This is a genomic window from Bradyrhizobium japonicum USDA 6, from assembly GCF_000284375.1.
Classification (GTDB): Bacteria; Pseudomonadota; Alphaproteobacteria; order Rhizobiales; family Xanthobacteraceae; genus Bradyrhizobium; species Bradyrhizobium japonicum.
The window spans coordinates 8953680-8970330 of record NC_017249.1; the positions used below are offsets into that span (position 1 = coordinate 8953680).

The 16651-nt window shown below is 64.5% G+C and carries 12 protein-coding genes and 3 pseudogenes; 6 read left to right on the top strand and 9 right to left on the bottom strand.

Going from position 1 to position 16651, the window contains the following annotated elements:
- Positions 1–68 precede the first annotated feature (68 nt).
- A pseudogene (locus BJ6T_RS41195) lies at positions 69–1122 on the top strand (amidohydrolase family protein).
- A 98-nt stretch (positions 1123–1220) separates the two neighbouring features.
- Here the strand turns inward: BJ6T_RS41195 and BJ6T_RS41200 are convergent.
- Positions 1221–1676, bottom strand: a complete 456-nt coding sequence (locus BJ6T_RS41200) for a cupin domain-containing protein (protein ID WP_028170398.1) — start codon at positions 1674–1676, stop codon at positions 1221–1223.
- A 240-nt stretch (positions 1677–1916) separates the two neighbouring features.
- On the opposite strand from BJ6T_RS41200, the gene BJ6T_RS41205 reads away from it, so the two are divergent.
- Positions 1917–2471, top strand: coding sequence for a hypothetical protein (locus BJ6T_RS41205; protein ID WP_014498450.1), 555 nt, complete (start codon positions 1917–1919; stop codon positions 2469–2471).
- A 137-nt stretch (positions 2472–2608) separates the two neighbouring features.
- Here the strand turns inward: BJ6T_RS41205 and BJ6T_RS41210 are convergent, their stop codons facing one another.
- Entirely contained in the window at positions 2609–3865 is a 1257-nt protein-coding gene (locus tag BJ6T_RS41210) for an aminopeptidase (RefSeq protein WP_014498451.1), read from the bottom strand.
- 113 nt (positions 3866–3978) lie between these two features.
- The gene (gene pcaB, locus BJ6T_RS41215) at positions 3979–5340 is read right to left on the bottom strand and encodes a 3-carboxy-cis,cis-muconate cycloisomerase (RefSeq protein WP_014498452.1); all 1362 of its coding nucleotides are present in this window, start codon (positions 5338–5340) and stop codon (positions 3979–3981) included.
- Between the two features lie 490 nt (positions 5341–5830).
- Here pcaB and BJ6T_RS41220 point away from each other — a divergent pair, with 490 nt between their 5' ends.
- Both BJ6T_RS41220 and BJ6T_RS41225 read left to right on the top strand, forming a co-directional pair.
- A complete protein-coding gene (locus BJ6T_RS41220; RefSeq protein ID WP_014498453.1) occupies positions 5831–7387 on the top strand; it encodes a winged helix-turn-helix domain-containing protein in 1557 nt (518 codons plus the stop codon).
- Between the two features lie 99 nt (positions 7388–7486).
- Positions 7487–8445 (top strand): annotated as a pseudogene (locus tag BJ6T_RS41225) (IS5 family transposase).
- Positions 8446–8755: 310 nt separating this feature from the next.
- Here BJ6T_RS41225 and BJ6T_RS41230 read toward each other — a convergent pair.
- Positions 8756–9178, bottom strand: coding sequence for a GFA family protein (locus tag BJ6T_RS41230; RefSeq protein ID WP_014498455.1), 423 nt, complete (start codon positions 9176–9178; stop codon positions 8756–8758).
- A 206-nt stretch (positions 9179–9384) separates the two neighbouring features.
- Positions 9385–10173, bottom strand: a complete 789-nt coding sequence (gene mddA / locus BJ6T_RS41235; protein ID WP_014498456.1) for a methanethiol S-methyltransferase — start codon at positions 10171–10173, stop codon at positions 9385–9387.
- Positions 10174–10306: 133 nt separating this feature from the next.
- Here mddA and BJ6T_RS41240 point away from each other — a divergent pair, with 133 nt between their 5' ends.
- Positions 10307–11857 carry a winged helix-turn-helix domain-containing tetratricopeptide repeat protein gene (locus BJ6T_RS41240; protein WP_014498457.1) on the top strand — a complete coding sequence of 517 codons (1551 nt, stop codon included), beginning with the start codon at positions 10307–10309 and terminating at the stop codon, positions 11855–11857.
- An 18-nt stretch (positions 11858–11875) separates the two neighbouring features.
- Here the strand turns inward: BJ6T_RS41240 and irr are convergent, their stop codons facing one another.
- The 4 genes from irr to BJ6T_RS41260 all read right to left on the bottom strand — a co-directional run bounded on the left by irr (position 11876) and on the right by BJ6T_RS41260 (position 14617).
- Positions 11876–12349, bottom strand: coding sequence for a Fur family transcriptional regulator Irr (gene irr, locus BJ6T_RS41245; protein WP_014498458.1), 474 nt, complete (start codon positions 12347–12349; stop codon positions 11876–11878).
- A 111-nt stretch (positions 12350–12460) separates the two neighbouring features.
- Positions 12461–13030, bottom strand: coding sequence for a DUF2147 domain-containing protein (locus BJ6T_RS41250; RefSeq protein ID WP_028170195.1), 570 nt, complete (start codon positions 13028–13030; stop codon positions 12461–12463).
- A 32-nt stretch (positions 13031–13062) separates the two neighbouring features.
- Positions 13063–13725, bottom strand: a complete 663-nt coding sequence (locus BJ6T_RS41255) for a DUF3313 domain-containing protein (RefSeq protein WP_028170196.1) — start codon at positions 13723–13725, stop codon at positions 13063–13065.
- Between the two features lie 253 nt (positions 13726–13978).
- Positions 13979–14617, bottom strand: coding sequence for a TetR/AcrR family transcriptional regulator (locus BJ6T_RS41260; RefSeq protein ID WP_014498461.1), 639 nt, complete (start codon positions 14615–14617; stop codon positions 13979–13981).
- Between the two features lie 215 nt (positions 14618–14832).
- Between BJ6T_RS41260 and BJ6T_RS41265 the strand changes: the two are divergent.
- Positions 14833–16382, top strand: a pseudogene (locus BJ6T_RS41265) (ABC transporter substrate-binding protein).
- Positions 16383–16651: the final 269 nt, after the last annotated feature.

The following is a 16651-nucleotide window of genomic DNA, read 5'->3' on the forward strand; positions in this document are numbered from 1 at the left end:
CACGCGCAGCTGGATGCGAGGACGAGATGCTAGGCTCCCCCCACAAAAACATGAGGGAGCGAATGCCGATGGCTGCAAGCGGTGTGCCCGCCAACACGAGCGGGCTATTCGTCGAGCCGCGCGAGGACTGGCTCGCGCAATATCAGGAGGAGATCATCGATCCGTTGCGGCCGATCGTCGATCCTCATCACCACCTCTGGAATCGCGGGCATCGCTATCTGATCGAGGAGATGGCGGCCGATATCGCCTCCGGGCACAACATCATCGCCACCGTCTATGTCGACTGCCGTTCGATGTATCGCGCGCACGGGCCCGAGGCATTCCGGCCGGTCGGCGAGGTCGAGTTCGCCAACGGCGTCGCCGCCATGAGCGCAAGCGGCGGCTACGGCACGGCCGCGATCTGCGCGGGCATCGTCAGCCACGTGAACCTGCTGCTGGGCGATGCCGCCAAGCCGGTGCTGGAAGCCGAGATCGCTGCGGGCAACGGCCGCTTCCGCGGCATCAGGCATTCCTCGGCCTGGGATGAAGACCCTGTCGTCGCCGGCATGTATGCCAACCGGCCGAAGGGGTTGTTGCAGGACTCAACCTTCCGCAAAGGCTTTGCCTGCCTCGCACCGTTGAACCTGAGCTTCGATGCCTGGCTGTTTCATCCGCAGATCGGCGAGCTGACCGAGCTCGCGCGCGCCTTTCCCGACACCAGGATCGTGCTTGACCATTGCGGCGGCCCGGCCGGCGTCGGTCGCTTTGCAGGGCGGCGCGAAGAGGTGTTTCCGCAGTGGCGCGCCTCGATCCAGGGAGCTCGCGAAGTGCGAGAACGTCTCGGTGAAACTCGGCGGGCTCGCGATGTGCCTGCTCGGCTATGACTTCCATCTGCGCGCGAAGCCCCCGTCCTCCGAGGAGCTTGCGGCGGCCTGGCGGCCCTATGTCGAGACCTGCATCGAGGCGTTCGGCCCCAGGCGCGCAATGTTCGAGAGCAATTTCCCGCCGGACAAGGGCCAGTGCAGCTACCAGGTGATCTTCAACGCGTTCAAGCGTATCGCGGCGCCCTTGAGCGAGGCTGAGAAGACGGCGCTGTTCTCGCAGACGGCGAGCGATGTCTACCGGCTCGATTTGCCTGCATGAAAGGATTTGCGTCAAGACGAGAAGAGGGGCCGGGATGTTGGTCCCGGCCCCTCTTCCGTCGTGGCCGCTGGGAAGCGTCCTTGAAACCCGGAAACTGACTAGCCGGCACCCATCAGCGAGGCCGGACGGCGTTCGCCCGTGGAGACGAACATCTTCTTGAGCTTGTTGACGACGCGGATCAGGAATCCGATCATCACGGGATTGGTCTTGCGGCAGAAGGCGATCTTCTTGACGTGGCCTTCGACATGCCATTTGGCATGCGCGCCGTCGCGGAAGAAAATGACGTCGCCCGGGCCGTAGCGCTTCGGCGGCATGCCGTCGCTTTCGAGCACGATCGATCCTTCCATGATCATGATCGTCTCGTCGATGTCGTAGTACCAGTTGAAGCGCCCTTCGGTGCAGTGCCAGATGATGGTCGAGGCGGTGCCGTCGGCGCTGGTGGACAGGATGCGCGAACGCGACACTGGATTGCCTTCGATAATCCAGGACGGCTCGATCGGCCGCAGCTCAAGATCCACGTTGCAACTACTGATTTCAATCAATGACGGCGACATCTGCTTCCCCAGGGAATATAATATGTATGGCCGGGTCTGGGCCCGGATTGTTTCGAAAGATGTTGGGAACGCTAGTAGCCGGTTTTTAATTCTTTCTTACGCAGGCGCCGACAATCAGCCGCAAGTTGCAGGCGCGACGAGGTTAACGTCGGGATTTGCCTGCAAATTCGCGAACATGAACCCATCTTTTCCGGGGTGCGACAAAGTGCGCGAAAGTGACCATCGAAGGAGTCCGCACCGATGCCCCTCACCCTGGAGGTTCTGACAACCCAAGGCGAGGTCGTCGCCTGGCTCGGCAGCCTCGATGTTTCCTTCGCAGCCGAAGAAGAGCCCTGGTTCACGATCGACGGCGTCGAAAGCCCCCGGCAGATCGGCAGCGACGGCTGCGGTGGCACCTTCGTGCTGCTGCCATCGCGGAATGTGCTCTACGTCTCATCGGAGGGCCGCGCTGGAATTATCGCCGGCACGTTCGAGGCCTTCATCCAGCTCGTTGTCGCTCGCCCCTACTGGCTGGACATCCTCAAATTCTCCGCCGGCGGCGATCTCACGGAGATGCGGCGCGCGGCGGATGCGCTGGAGGCGACACTCGACGAGGAGGATGACGTCAACGCGGCCCGCGAGGAAATTCGCGGCGGCCTCGACCTGCCCGAGGCGGACGATCCCATCGGTGCGCTTTACGAGGCGGTCGCCACGTCCGACGCCATCGTGCGGGCCACCGACGGCAGCCCGTTCACGACGCTGTTCAACCGCTTCAGCATCGACAACAACCCGATGCTGCGCAACGCGGCGGCGTGAGGGCACGTGACGCCAGCGTTCGGGCTTGAACCCTCCACCATCATCGTCATGGCCGGGCTTGTCCCGGCCATCCACGCCTAGCGGCACAAAGAACGTGGATGCCCGGGACAAGCCCGGGCATGACGAGCAGCAGCGGCCTACTTCGCCCACTCGCCCTTGCGGAACACCGGCACCTTGCTGCCGTCGGCGAGAATGCCGTCGATGTCGGTCTCGGCAGAACCGATCATCCAGTCGATATGGATCAGGCTCTGGTTGCCGCCTTGCGCGGCGATCTGCTGCGGCGTCAGCTGCGCGCCGTTGACGAAGCATTTCGAGTAGCACTGACCGAGCGCGATGTGCGAGGCCGCGTTCTCGTCGAACAGCGTGTTGTAGAACAACAGCCCGCTCTGCGAGATCGGCGAGGAATGCGGCACCAGCGCCACCTCGCCGAGGCGCCGCGCACCTTCGTCGGTGTCGAGCACCTTGTTCAGCACCTCTGCGCCGCGCGAGGCCTTTGCGTCGACGATCTTGCCGTCCTCGAAGCGCACCGCAATGTTGTCGATCAGCGTGCCCTGGTAGGATAGCGGCTTCGAGCTCACGACATGGCCAAAGACGCGTCGGCAATGCGGCGTGGTGAAAACCTCTTCGGTCGGGATATTGGCATTGCAACTGATACCGTTCTTGGACAGCGAGGCGCCGCCCTCCCACTCGTGTCCGTCGGCAAGCCCTATGGAGAGGTCGATCCCGGGACCTGAATATTGCAGCGCGCGAAAACGCTGGCCGTTGAGCCAGTTGGTGCGCTCGCGCAGCACCGCATTGTGGCTCGCCCAATTGCCCATCGCATCCTCGCGGTCGACGCGGGAGGCCGCGAAGATCGCGTCTGCCAGCTTGCCGATCGCAACGTCCTCGGGATCATCAGGGAAGACCTGCTTGGCCCATGACGGGCTCGGATAGGCGATGATGTTCCAGTTGGTGTCGAAGTTGACGATTTTTTCCAGCGCCGGCTGATAGGCCATCGAATTGGCCTTGCTGGCGCGCGCCACCTTGGACGGATCTTCGCCGGACAGCAGCATCGGATTGTCGCCGACGATGGCAAGCCGCGCGGTGTTGTCGGAGAACGCCTTGGCCATGCCCTCATAGAGCCAATTGGCGGCACGATCGAAGCTGTTGTCCTGGCCGTAACGGTAGCGCGCCAGCGTCATCTCCTCATCCGACAGGATCGGCGTCACGATGCCGGCGCCGGCCTTGTAGGCGTGCACGGCGATCCGCCGCACCAGCGGCAGTGCGATCGCGGGCGCCGTCAAGAGCAGATCCTGTCCCGGCCGCAAGCCCAGGCCCACCTTCACCGCCACCTCGGCCAGCCGGTCGAGTTTCACGGGATCGATGGGAACGGCGGAATTGCGGTGATCAATCATGCGGGGTCCTCTGCCGAAGGTCTCTCGTTCAATCTAAGTCTAGCATCGCTAGGCGCAAGTGCGCGAGCGCCTTGCGACACGGAGAAGATACGCAGTTTCACGCATCTTGGTTTTCAACGCGTTGCCGATTTCAGCACCCGATCGACCATGGCAGGCGCAAGGCCGAGGTAATTTTTCGGTGAAGTCAGCGCCTCGATGGTGGCACGGTCGATCCTGCTCGATACGCGGGCGTCGGACGAGAGCGCGTCCGCCAGCGTCAGACCCTTCTCATTGGCGAGCCGGCAGGCATCATAGACCACGTCGTGCGCCTCCTGCCGCCCGATCTGTGGCGCCAGCCCCATCATGACCGCTTCGGCCACGATCAGGCCGCGGCTGATGGCGAGATTGTCGTTCATCTTCCTTTCATCGACGATGAGGCCAGCGAGCGCGAACTTCGCCTGGTGCAGCGCGCCGGCGGTCAGCACGAAGCTTTCCGGGATCGCCATCCATTCGGCATGCCAGGGCCCGGTGGCGCGCTCGAAATCCTGCACTATCGCGTCCAGCATCAGACCGGCATGCTGGCGGACCGCCTTGGACGCCGCGAGCATCAGCTCCGAGGAGATCGGGTTGCGTTTCTGCGGCATGGTCGAGGAGGCGCCGCGGCCCTTAACGAAGGGTTCGTAGACCTCGGCGAACTCGGTCGAGGCCATGATCATGATGTCGAGCGCGATCTTGCCGAGCGAGCCTGTGACCAGCGCGAGGAAGTTCACGGCCTCGGCAAAGCCGTCGCGCGCGACGTGCCAGGTCGAGGCGGGAACGCCGAGCTCGAGCTCGGCGCAGAGCGCCTCCTGCACCTCGAACCCCTTGCCGCCGAGCGAGGCCAGCGTTCCGGCGGCGCCGGCGAACTGTCCGACCAGCACGCGCGGCTTCAATTGCACGAGCCGCTCGGCGTGGCGATCGAACATCGCGAGCCAGATCGCGGTCTTGTAGCCGAACGTCACCGGCAGCGCCTGTTGGAGATGTGTGCGCCCGGCCATCGGCGTGTCGCGGTAGCGCTTCGAGAGGTCCGCGAGGATGTTCCGCAGCCCGGCGATGTCGCGCTCGACGATCCCGAGCGCGGCGCGCAATTGCAGCACCACCGCGGTATCCATGATGTCCTGCGTGGTCGCGCCCCAATGCACGTAGCGGCCCGCCTCGCCGCATTGCTTCACCATCTGATGCACCAGCGGCAGGATCGGATAGCCGACGATGTCGGTCTCCTGTCGCAGCAGATCGAAATCGAATGCGGCGACGTCGGTCCGCGCCGCGATCTGGTCTGCGGCTTCCTGCGGGATCACGCCGCACTTCGCCTCCGCCTTCGCCAGCGCCACCTCGACTTCGGCATAGCGCGCCACCAGCGCGACATCGGAAAACACCTCGCGCATCTCGGGCGTGCCGAAGGCGTCGCGGAACAGCATGGAATCGAGCACGGTCGTCGAGGCGGGAAAAGCGGGCATGGGCGTTTCTTTATCGTTTGCGTTTGTGTGAGACCAGCTTACGCGGGCCGCGCTGTTCGGCAATGGACATTCATGGCTCGCCACACGTTCGATGCCGTACGACGACATTGCGACGGCGCATCGCTCCATCACCCCGTCATCCTTAGATGCGAGGCGTGCGATGCGCAGCGGCGCACGAAGGGCCTCGAAGTGATGGGCGGCCGCGATGCAGCCGGGCCGTCGCCCTTCGAGGGCCGCGACAAGGCGGCCACTTCAAGGGGACGGGGATAAACTGTGCGCGCAGCAAGATCGGGCTAAGTGCGCAGCCCGCGACAGTCCACCAGACCCGCCACATTCTCATTCAAGTTGTATCCCTATCCGAAAACGGCATAGCAGCCATCACGCGATCGTGGTGAACCCGGCAGGCCGCTCAGCGACACACAGTCTTAGAGTCGAAATCCATTCTGATTTCATCATTGCCTGATGTCATTGCGAGGGTTGAGTTTTCGACGTGCAATTTATGTTCCGGGACCACCTTCTCGACACCGACCGGCGCGAGCTGAGCCGCGAGCAGGTTCCCGTGGCCGTGGAGCCGCAGGTCTTCGACCTCGTCGTTCACCTCATGGAGAACCGTGACCGGGTGGTCAGCAAGGATGAGCTGATCGACAAGATCTGGCACGGGCGCAGCGTCTCCGAATCCACCCTGACCAGCCGGATCAACGCGGCGCGCAAGGCGATCGGCGACAGCGGCGCGAACCAGGCGCTGATCCGTACCATCGCGCGCAAGGGCTTTCGTTTCGTCGGCGTCGTCCAGACGCAGCGCGCCACCGCGCCGGAGCCGGGCCGTGTCGCCCAGGCGCCGCCGGCTACGCTCGCGCTGCCCGACCGTCCCGCGATCGCCGTGCTGCCCTTCACCAATATGAGCGGCGATCGCGAGCAGGACTATTTCTCCGACGGCATCAGCGAGGACATCATCACGGCGCTGTCCAAGCTGCGCTGGTTCTTCGTCGTCGCCCGCAACTCTTCCTTCGTCTACAAGGGCCGCGCCGTGCATATGCACGAAGTCGCGCGCGAGCTCGGCGTACGCTATGTGCTCGAAGGCAGCGTGCGGCGCAGCGGCGATCGCCTGCGCATCTCGGCGCAGCTCAACGACGTCTCGACCGGCAGCCATCTCTGGGCCGAGCGCTACGACCGCGAGCTCGCCGACATCTTCGCCGTGCAGGACGAGATCACCGAGGCGATCGTCGCCGCGATCGAGCCGCAGCTCTATACCGCCGAAAGCTTTCGCGCCCAGCAGAAGCCGCCGGGCAGCCTCGACGCCTGGGACCTCGTGATGCGTGCATTGTCGCATTACTGGCGCATCACGCGCGAGGACAACGCCGCCGCGCAGGGACTGCTGGAACAGGCGACCGCGATCGATCCCACCTATGGCAAGGCGCTGGGCTTGCTCGCGACCAGCCATATCTTCGGCGCGCATATGGGCTGGGCCGACATGGCCATGACCGTACCGGTCGCCGAACGCGCGGCGCTCGCGGCGGTGGAAGCCGATCGCGAGGACGCCTGGGCCCATCACGGTCTGGCTTATACTTATTTGTTCCGCCGCCGCTTCGACGACGCGCTGGCGGAGTTCGAGCTGGCGCTGCAACTCAATCCGAATTTCGCGATGGCGCACGCTTTCTACGGCGTGACGCTGTGCTACGCGGGGAGATGGCAAGACGGCGATGCCGCCGCACGCCGCGCGCTGCGGCTGAGCCCGCGCGATCCGCTCGCGGCGATCTATTGCGGCGTTGCCGCCTATGCCCAGTTCATCGGTCGCAACTATGAGGGCGCCGTGCAGATGGCGCGGGAATCGATGCGGCAGCGCGCCGATTTCGTCGGCGCCCATCGCGTGCTGACGGCCGCCGCCGGCATGTTGGGTGATCCTCAGCTCGCGGCGTCCGCGCTGCGGGGCCTGCAACGCACCCAGCCCGGCATCTCGCTGGCCTGGCTCACGCGCGAGCTGCCGATGCGGCGGGCAGAGGATCGCGAGCACTATCTGCAGGGGTTCCGGCGCGCGGGGATGAGGTAGGCCGTGCTCACCACAGTGACGGTGCACCCTCTCCCCCTGCGGGGCTGTTGCGTAATTCGTCAATTGTGATTCCCTAGGGCAAAGCCTTGGAGGGTAGCGATGGCGGTCAAGCGGACGGGACAGCCGAGCTTTGTGGAAGCGCTGATGCCGAAGGGGCCGGCGCCAATGCGGCGCTGGATCGGCTGGCTGGCCTGGTCAAGTGGTACCGGTTCGAGAAGCTGATCGGCCATTTGCGGGATGAAGGGAGCCCCGGTCGACCAGGCTATCCGGTGTTGGTGCTGTTTCGTGCTGTGCTGTTGCAGTCGCTGTATGGTCTTTCGGAGCGCGAACTCGAGGAAGCGCTGGGCGACCGGTTGTCGTTCAAGCGCTTCGTCGGTTTGAGCCTTGAGGATGCGACGCCCGACCACACGGTCCTGAACCGCTTCCGGAACCAGCTCGTTGAACAGGGCCTGCTGGAGAAGCTGTTTGGCGAATTGGATCGTCAGCTTGAGAATGCTGGCGTGATCCTCAAGCGCGGCACGATGCTGGATGCGACCTTGATCCAGGCAGTCTCGGCTCCGCCCAAGGAGGATCGCCCCTCAAACGACCCTGATGCCCGGTTTGCCAAACGGCAGGGCAAAAGCGGCTCGACCTTCGGTTACAAGGCCCATGTGGGTGTGGACGAAGGATCCGGCTTGATCCGCGCGGTGCTGACCACACCCGCTAACGTCAACGATACGACACCTGCGGACGCTTTGATCCGGGGCGATGAAGCTGCGGTGTGGGCCGATGCGGCTTACGACACCCATGCCCGACGGGCCCGGCTGAAGGCGGAGGGCAAGAAACCCCGCATCGCTCGTCGGCCCAACAGACATCATCCGGAACTGCCGCCCAGGCTCAAACGCTACAACCTCCTCATCGCGCGCCGCCGAGCCCAGGTCGAGACCACCTTCGCTACTCTCAAACGCCGCATGCGGCTGACCTGCATCCGCTACGTCGGTCTGATCAAGGCGACCGGGCAAGTCGTGCTCGCCGCGATCGCCTTCAACATGAGGCGGTGGGCCACAATCGCCGCGTGAGCCACCCTCCGAGGGCGACAACTACAGATCTTGGCAGGCAATTGCCGGGACCAAGGCCTTCGTTCCTGACGTCTTCAGCCTCAAGAGCTGATAACGCAACAGGCCCCCTGCGGGAGAGGGTGGATTCGATGCGAAGCATCGAAGCCGGGTGAGGGGTTTGTCTCCGCACGTCGAGCTATCGAATGCTTGGAGAGAACCCCTCATCCGGCGCCGTAGCCGAAGCTTCGCTTCGGCGTCCTCTATAGAACGGCGACCGAAGGTCGCCTACGCCACCTTCTCCCGCAAGGGGAGAAGAAAGAGCGGTGCGCCTCTACTCCTGCATCATCTCGCCGCTCCCGCCGAACTCAGCCGGAAAGTCCTTCAGCTTCGGCAGGCCGTCGCGCATCGGCAGCACTGTCTCGGAATAGTTGACGTGGACGCCGGGCGTGAAGGCGAGCGTGGGGATGGTGGCGGTGAAGACGTCGATCAGGTCGAGCGGCGGGTGGTTGGTCATGAGATGACCGCCGCACTTCTTGCAATATTTGCGCTGGCTGAGCGGCGTCTTGGCGAAGGTCTCGACGTTCTGGGCGCCTTCGGCGATGCGCACGGCTTCCGGCTTCCACAGGCTGAAGGCATTCACCGGTCCGCCCGACCACGAGCGGCAGGAGCGGCAATGGCAATAGCCCATCGCCGCCGGATCGCCCGTGACCTCGATCGTGACCGCGCCGCAGAAGCAGTTTCCGACATGTTTCATTGGGTCGTCTCCGTTGATGAAGGTTGAAATTCCTCTCCCCGCCCCGGCTCGCCGATAAAGCGGCAAAGGCGGGTGCGGGGAAAGGCGTCGGAGTGGAGGGAATCACCCCGAGGGACGTTGAAGGCTGGAGGCCGGCAACGTCCGTTACGCGCTTCGGTTCCGCCGCGCGTCCTCCTTTCGGTGGACGCGGCGGAAAGATGCTACGGCTATACCGATCTGCGCCAGGGAATAAGCATCGACACCCGTTGTTTGTACTGCCGGTATTCGTCGCCGAAGAGATCGACGAGGTCGTGCTCCTCCAGCGCGATGCCGACGAAGATGTAGAGCGTGGTCACGGCCGCGAACAGCAGATGGCCCGCCGTCATGACCGGCGCCGCCCAGAACGCGATGATGAAGCCGAGATAGATCGGATGACGCACGAACTTGTAGAACAACGGCGTCTTGAAGCGCGGCGGCGCCGCCTCATTGCCCACGAGATGGTTGGTCACCTGGTGCAATCCGAACAATTCGAAGTGATTGATGATGAAGGTCGAGGCGAATACCAGCACCCAGCCCGCGAGGGACAGCGTGACCATCGTCACGGCGAGATCCGGGTTTCCGACATCCCATACGACCGCAGGCATCGGACGCCACTGCCAGAACAGGAGCAGCAATGACAGGCTCGCGAACAGCACGTAGGTCGAACGCTCGACCGGCTTGGGGACGAACTGCGTCCACCACGCCTTGAACTGCTTGCGCGCCATCACGCTGTGCTGAAGGGCGAACAGCGTCATCAGGAGTAGATTGATGATGACGGCTTCGGCCGTCGGCGTGTCGGTTCCGGTGTCGATGGTCTTCGGCACCACCAGCCCCATGACGAAGCCGATGGCGTAGAGAATGGTCACGAAAAACACGAGATATGCCGCAATTCCGTACAGAAAGCCGATGAACTTGAAAATGCGTGAGCCCGCAACCTCCGGGCCGATGGAATGAAGCTGGTGATCAAGTTGGGTCATAGAACGCTCCGTTGTGCCGAGGCATCGGCACTGTTTAGTGTTCGCACCATGCCGGATCGGACACCCCCTGACTTTCGCGGACGGTTGATTTTCGCCTGAGACGACTTTGATTTTTGCTTGAGATGATAGAAACGTGCGATTTCTCTTTGAAAACAACGTGCTCGACGGCGACCTGCGGGAGCTGACCTGCAGCGGCGCGGCTGTGCCGCTGCAGCCGCAGGTGTTCGATCTGCTGCTTTATCTGGTCGCGCAACGCGCCCGTGTGGTCAGCAAGGATGACCTGATCAGCCAGATCTGGAGCGACCGCATCGTCTCGGATTCCGCCCTGAACAGCCGAATCAATGCCGCGCGCAAGGCGCTTGGCGACGACGGCGCGACGCAGCGGCTGATCAAGACGATCCCGCGCAAGGGCTTCCGCTTCGTCGGCGAAGTCCGGGAAGATGTGGCAACGACGCTTGCGCCGGTGGAACCCGGCCCTGCCCCGGTACGCGCCGTGACGGATCGCCCGGCGATCGCGGTGCTCGCCTTCGAGAACATGAGCGGCGATCCCGCGCAGGACTATTTCGGCGACGGGATCAGCGAGGACATTCTCACCGCGCTGTCGAAGCAGCGCTGGTTCATGGTGATCGCCCGCAATTCGTCCTTCACCTACAAGGGGCGCTCGGTTCATATCAGGCAGATCGCCGAAGAGCTCGGCGTGCGCTACATCGTCGAAGGCAGCGTGCGCAAGGTCGACAATCGTGTGCGGATCACCGCGCAGCTCAACGACGCCACCACCGGCAGCCATCTCTGGGCCGAGCGCTACGACCGCGAGCTTGTCGACGTCTTCGCCGTCCAGGACGACATCACCAACGCGATCGTCGCGGCGATCGAGCCGCAGATCCATGCGGCCGAGAATTTCCGCGCCGACCGCAAGCCGCCCGCGAGCCTCGATGCCTGGGACCTGCTGATGCGCGCGCTGTCACATTACTGGCGGGTGACGCAGCAGGACCACAAGGCTGCGCAGGCATTGCTCGAACGCGCCATTTCGATCGACTCGAACTACGGTCAGGCGCTGTCGGTGCTCGCGGCAAGCCACATGTTCGGCGTCCATCTCGGCTGGGCGGAGCTTGCCACGACGGTGCCGATCGCGGAGGCCGCCGCGCTCGCCGCGGTGCGCCATGACCACGAGGATGCCTGGGCGCATGCCGCGCTCGGCAGCGTCTTCTTCTCGACGCGCAGGCTTTCCGACGCGCTGTCCGAGTTCGAGCAGGCGCTCGCGCTCAACCCGAACTTCTCGCTGGCGCAGGGCTATTACGCCCTGGCGCTGTCCTACGCCGGTCGTTCCAGGGAATCGTTCGATGCGGCGCAGAGGGCGATCCGGCTCTCGCCGCGCGATCCGTCGCTGGCAATCTATTACGGCATTGCCGGCTATGCGCGCTTCACCGAACGGCATTACGACGAGGCGATCGCGCTGGCGCGCGAGGCGATCCGCCATCGCGGCGACCTCACCGGCGCCTACCGCGTGCTCGCGGTGTCCGCCGGCATGACCGGCGACGGCGCGCTGGCCGAGATGGCGCTGGGCGAGCTCCGCCGTACCCAGCCCAACATCTCGCTGCACTGGATCGCAACGCAGCTGCCCTGGGCCAGTGACGCCGATCGCGAGCACTATCTGGAGGGGTTCCGGCGCGCGGGGTTGCAGTAGAGGCCCGTCTGGCCCGCGCTACATCACGCGCTTCCGGCGCAGATGGACGACGACGTCGAGCCGCGCGATCTCGTGGCCGGGCAACGGCTGCGGCACCTTGCTGAAGGCGAGCCCGCCGGCGACGTCGACCAGCACGTCCTCGCCCTCCAGATAGAAATGCGGATGCACGGAGGTGTCGGTGTCGAAGAACGACTTGATCCCGTCGGCCGCGATCCGGCGCAGCAGGCCGGCCTCGGTGAACTGGTTCAACGTGTTGTAGACGGTTGCGAGCGACAGCCGCAGATTGGCGGCCATCGCCTCGTCATAGAGGCCTTCCGCGGTAACGTGACGGTGATCGCCCATCAGCAGCATCCGGGCGAGCGCCAGACGATGACGCGTCGGCCGCAAGCCGGCATCGCAAAGCAATTGCGCGCAACGCGCTGCAGCCTCGTCCGCGAGCTGCGCGGCGACATCGTCTGAATCCGCTTCAGGAAGGGTGGTGAGGACGTCCATCGCCGCTGCGTCTCGCGGTTGACAGGGGCGCACGTATCTTGCGCGTCCCGCCATCCAAGCGCAAATACGGCGCGTACGCCTTGATCCGGATCAAATCTGGCGATGCTGCGGTTATTTTGCTTTGGCCTGTATCGGCTTCGGTGCCGGCACGGCGGCCCATTCCTTGTCGGCACGGGGGCCGTTGAGATCGCCGGTGAGGCCGACGAGTTGGCCGGGCAGTACGTCGAGGGTCTGCTGCCAGGTCTGGATCTGGCACAGGAACTTGATCAGGCAACCCCTGAGCTTGAGGCGATCGGCTGCGTCGCGCCACAGCGAGACCGAATAGGATTTGCCGTCCTCGGCATTGTAGATCTCGCCGGCAAACTGTCCCTCCGGCGTCGCCTGCAAGCCCATGATGAGCTGATGGCCGAGCAGCGCGCGAGTGCGCTTGTCGGGATCGGGATTCTCCTTGTCGCGATAGGGCTGGCCGCGCTTGTCGGCCGGCTCCTTCATCCAGACGATGAAGCCGCAGATGCGGTCGCGCGACGGCCCGCAGCGCTCGAGCCTGATGCGCGCACGGCCGTCCTGGACGAGCCAGGTGCCGCTGGGATCGGGCGGCGCCGCGGCGCCGGCGCGGCCGCCAAACGCCATCATCAGGATCGTGATCGCAACGCGCAGCACGAAGCGAAGGACAAGGTTCATCAGCGGCATCTTTCGTTGGATGGGTCGCGGCGTCAGTTCAATTGCGCCATCAGCGCGTCGGCGCCCTTGTCGAGGCCGGCGGTGGCAGCGGCGAGCGCGCCGGCGGTGGCCTTGATGTCGTAGGCGGCAGGGTATTGCTTGGTGACGTAGGCGGAGAGCAGGCGCGCGGTGGCGGCGTCGAAGATCTCGACGCCGTAGATGACCGAGCCGGTCATGGTGCCCTCGCCGTCGCGCGCGGCCTGCACGCCGTTGTAGACGGCGCCGGCGACGTCGAAGCGGGAGAGCGTGCCGAGCACCGGCGTGTTGGCGACGGCGCCGGTGAGTGTCAGCCTGATCCGCAGCGTCTCCGGTCCACGCTCGCGCACCAGCGCGAAGCGGCCGCGCAGACCCTCGGCGAAACGGGTCTGCATGTAGGCGGCAAGCGTCGCCTTGTCCTTGTCGGACATGTCGCCGAACTGGTGATCCCTGCCGCGATAGACCACGACCGGCTCGAGGATGACCCTATGATAGGCGCGCCAGTCGACCGGCGTGGAATAGCGGTAGGGCACGCGCCCGGAGGCGTCCGACTTGTCCGGAGCCATGTACGCTGAGGACGCCATCCCGGAATACGGCACGGGCGCGACGGTCGCGCAGCCCGCGACGGCTGCGCCAAGCAGCAGCGTTCCCAGACCGCGCAGGGCGATCGAGCGATTCATTCCAGACTCCTCTCGCGGCTTGCTGCCAAGGCAGTGGCGACCGCAGCCGCGTACGGGACCAGACGCGGCTGCGGCGCTCACCAGTGCCAACCCGAGGCTTCGTCCGGGGCCATCTCGGAAGCCTCGGGCCGTCTCAGTGTGTCCATTTATAAAACCGACTGGACGGTTTGTAAAGTTCAAATACGCGAGCCTGGCACATTTGGCCGCAGGCGCGGCTTTGGGCAGCGATCGGCGGAAAATCGTTAACGATGAATCAGGCGCGCTTGCGCGGCGTTGCGGCCTTCGCCGCCGATGGCGCACCGGATTTGACGGTGCGCTTGGCGGCCGGCCGTTCGAGGCCGGTCCACTGCGCATCGTCGAGCAGACGCGCGAACAGCCGCTGATGCTCGTCCTTGCTGAGCGGCGACATGCCGAACAGCGAGCTCAGCAGCAGTCCCATCGCGCCGGCCCAGCGCAGCATCGCGAGATCAGGATCAGTGGCCTCTTCCCTGATCGCCGCCATCCTCTCCATCTCGCGCTCGCGCGGCAGCGCCATCAGGCTGGGATTCTCGACCATGGCCGCAACCAGCGCCAGCGCGGCAGAATTCGGCGAGATGGCCGCTTCGCGCACGGTCGCGAGCTGGGTCGCCAGGTTGGGATTCGCGGAGGTCGCGCTCACCTTTGCCATCGTGCTGGTGGCGAACTCCTCGAAATGCGCCATCTGCCGGTCGAGCAACGCCTTGAGCACCGCTTCCTTGGTGCGGAACTGATGCATCACGCCGCCCTTGCTCAGTCCACTCTCGCGCGCGATCGCATCCAGCGTCAGCCGGCCCGGCCCGTCGCGCGCGATGATCGCGATGGCCGCTTCGAGCGCGGCGTTACGGGATCGTTCGGAGCGGCTGGCATTATCCATGGCCGACTTGTCTCCGTGACAAGACAATGAATCAAGTGAAAACAAGACGCGCTGTACATTTTTTGTGCGAACACTGTCGAGACTTTCATCTTGCGGCCCCGAATGAGACTGTGTGAGCCTCGATATCGGATGGGGACTGGGATGGGCCGGCCGGAGCTTTGCGCGCCATGACGTGCGAAGCATTTTCGGCCGGTCTCGCTTGAGAAAGATACGACATGCCAAAACGAGTGTTGCTTGGTGCCCTCCTGGCTTGCGGCCTCACGGCCTCGGCGCTGGCGCAAGAGCCGAAAACGGGGGGTGTGATCAACGCCGTGATCCAGCCCGAGCCGCCCGGCCTGATGCTTGCGCAGGTCCAGAACGGCCCGACCCAGATGGTCTCGGGCAATATCTTCGAGGGCCTACTGCGCTACAGCCCGAAGCTCGAGCCCTTGCCGGAGCTCGCCGAAAGCTGGAGCGTCAGCGAGGACGCCAAGACCTACACCTTCAAGCTCAAGAAGGGCGTCACCTGGCATGACGGCAAGCCCTTCACCGCCGCCGACGTCCTGTTCTCGATGGAGATGCTGAAGCAGACGCATGCGCGTGCCCGCACGAACCTGGCGCAGGTCGACAAGATCGAGACACCGGACGACTACACGGTGGTCTTCACGCTGAAGCAGCCGTTCGGCCCATTCCTCGGCATCTTCGAGGTCGGCTCGATGCCGATGGTGCCGAAACATCTCTACGAAGGCACCGACTGGAAGACCAACCCCTACAACAACGCGCCCGTCGGCACCGGCCCCTTCATGTTCAAGGAATGGCAGAAGGGCTCGTTCATCCGCCTAGTCAAGAACCCGAACTACCACGAAAAAGGCAAGCCCTACATCGACGAGATCTACTGGCAGATCATCCCCGACGCCGCCGCGCGCTCGGTGGCGTACGAGACCGGCAAGGTCGACGTGCTGCCCGGTGGATCTGTCGAGAATTTCGACGTGCCGCGCCTGTCCAAGCTGAAGGACACCTGCGTCACCGGCGCCGGCTGGGAGTTCTTCTCGCCGCTGGCCTGGCTGTGGCTCAACAACCGCCAGGGTCCGCTCGCCGACAAGCGGGTGCGGCAGGCGATCATGTTCGCGATCGACCGCGACTTCGCCAAGGACGTGATCTGGAACGGGCTCGGCAAGGTCGCGACCGGCCCGTCCGCCTCGACCATCAAGTACTACACCGACGACGTGCCGAAGTACCCTTACGATCCCGCCAAGGCCAAGGCGCTGCTGAAGGAAGCCGGCTACAAGGGCGAGAAGATCCGCCTGCTGCCGCTCGCCTATGGCGAGACCTGGCAGCGCTGGGGTGAAGCGGTGAAGCAGAACCTCCAGGACGTCGGCATGAACATCGAGACCATCGCCACCGACGTCGCCGGCGGCAACCAGAAGATCGGCGACTGGGACTATGACATCGCCTTCACCTATCTCTACCAGTATGGCGATCCCGCCCTCGGCGTCGGCCGCAATTATATCTCCAGCAACATCGCGAAGGGACAGGTCTTCAACAACGTCGAGGGCTATTCCAACCCGGAGATCGACAAGCTGTTCGCCGACGGCGCGGTTGCGACGCCGGACTCGAAGCGCAAGGAGATCTACGAGAAGGCGCAGAAGATCCTGTCGAGGACGTGCCGGTGGCCTGGATGCTGGAACTGCAATTCCCGACCATCACCCGCTGCAAGGTCAAGAACCTGATCACCACGGGGATTGGCGTCAACGACGGCTTCAAGGACGCATGGCTGGACAAGTGAGGGTGCGACACCGCGGTGGCTCCCCGCTGCGGTGTCGCGTCGCGATTGATCTCCCGTGATAGCTTCAACCGAATGATATCGTCTCTCGCCGCGAACTCGCTGCACCTCTCCCGCTTGCGGGGGAGGTCGACGCGCGCCGGGCGATGCGAAGCATCGTCCCAAGCGCGGCGGGTGGGGGCTCTCTCCACTCGAAGAGCCCCTCTGCGGAAACACCCCCACCCCAATCCTCCCCCGCAAGCGGGAGAGGGGGCGGACCGTCGCCGCGGTGG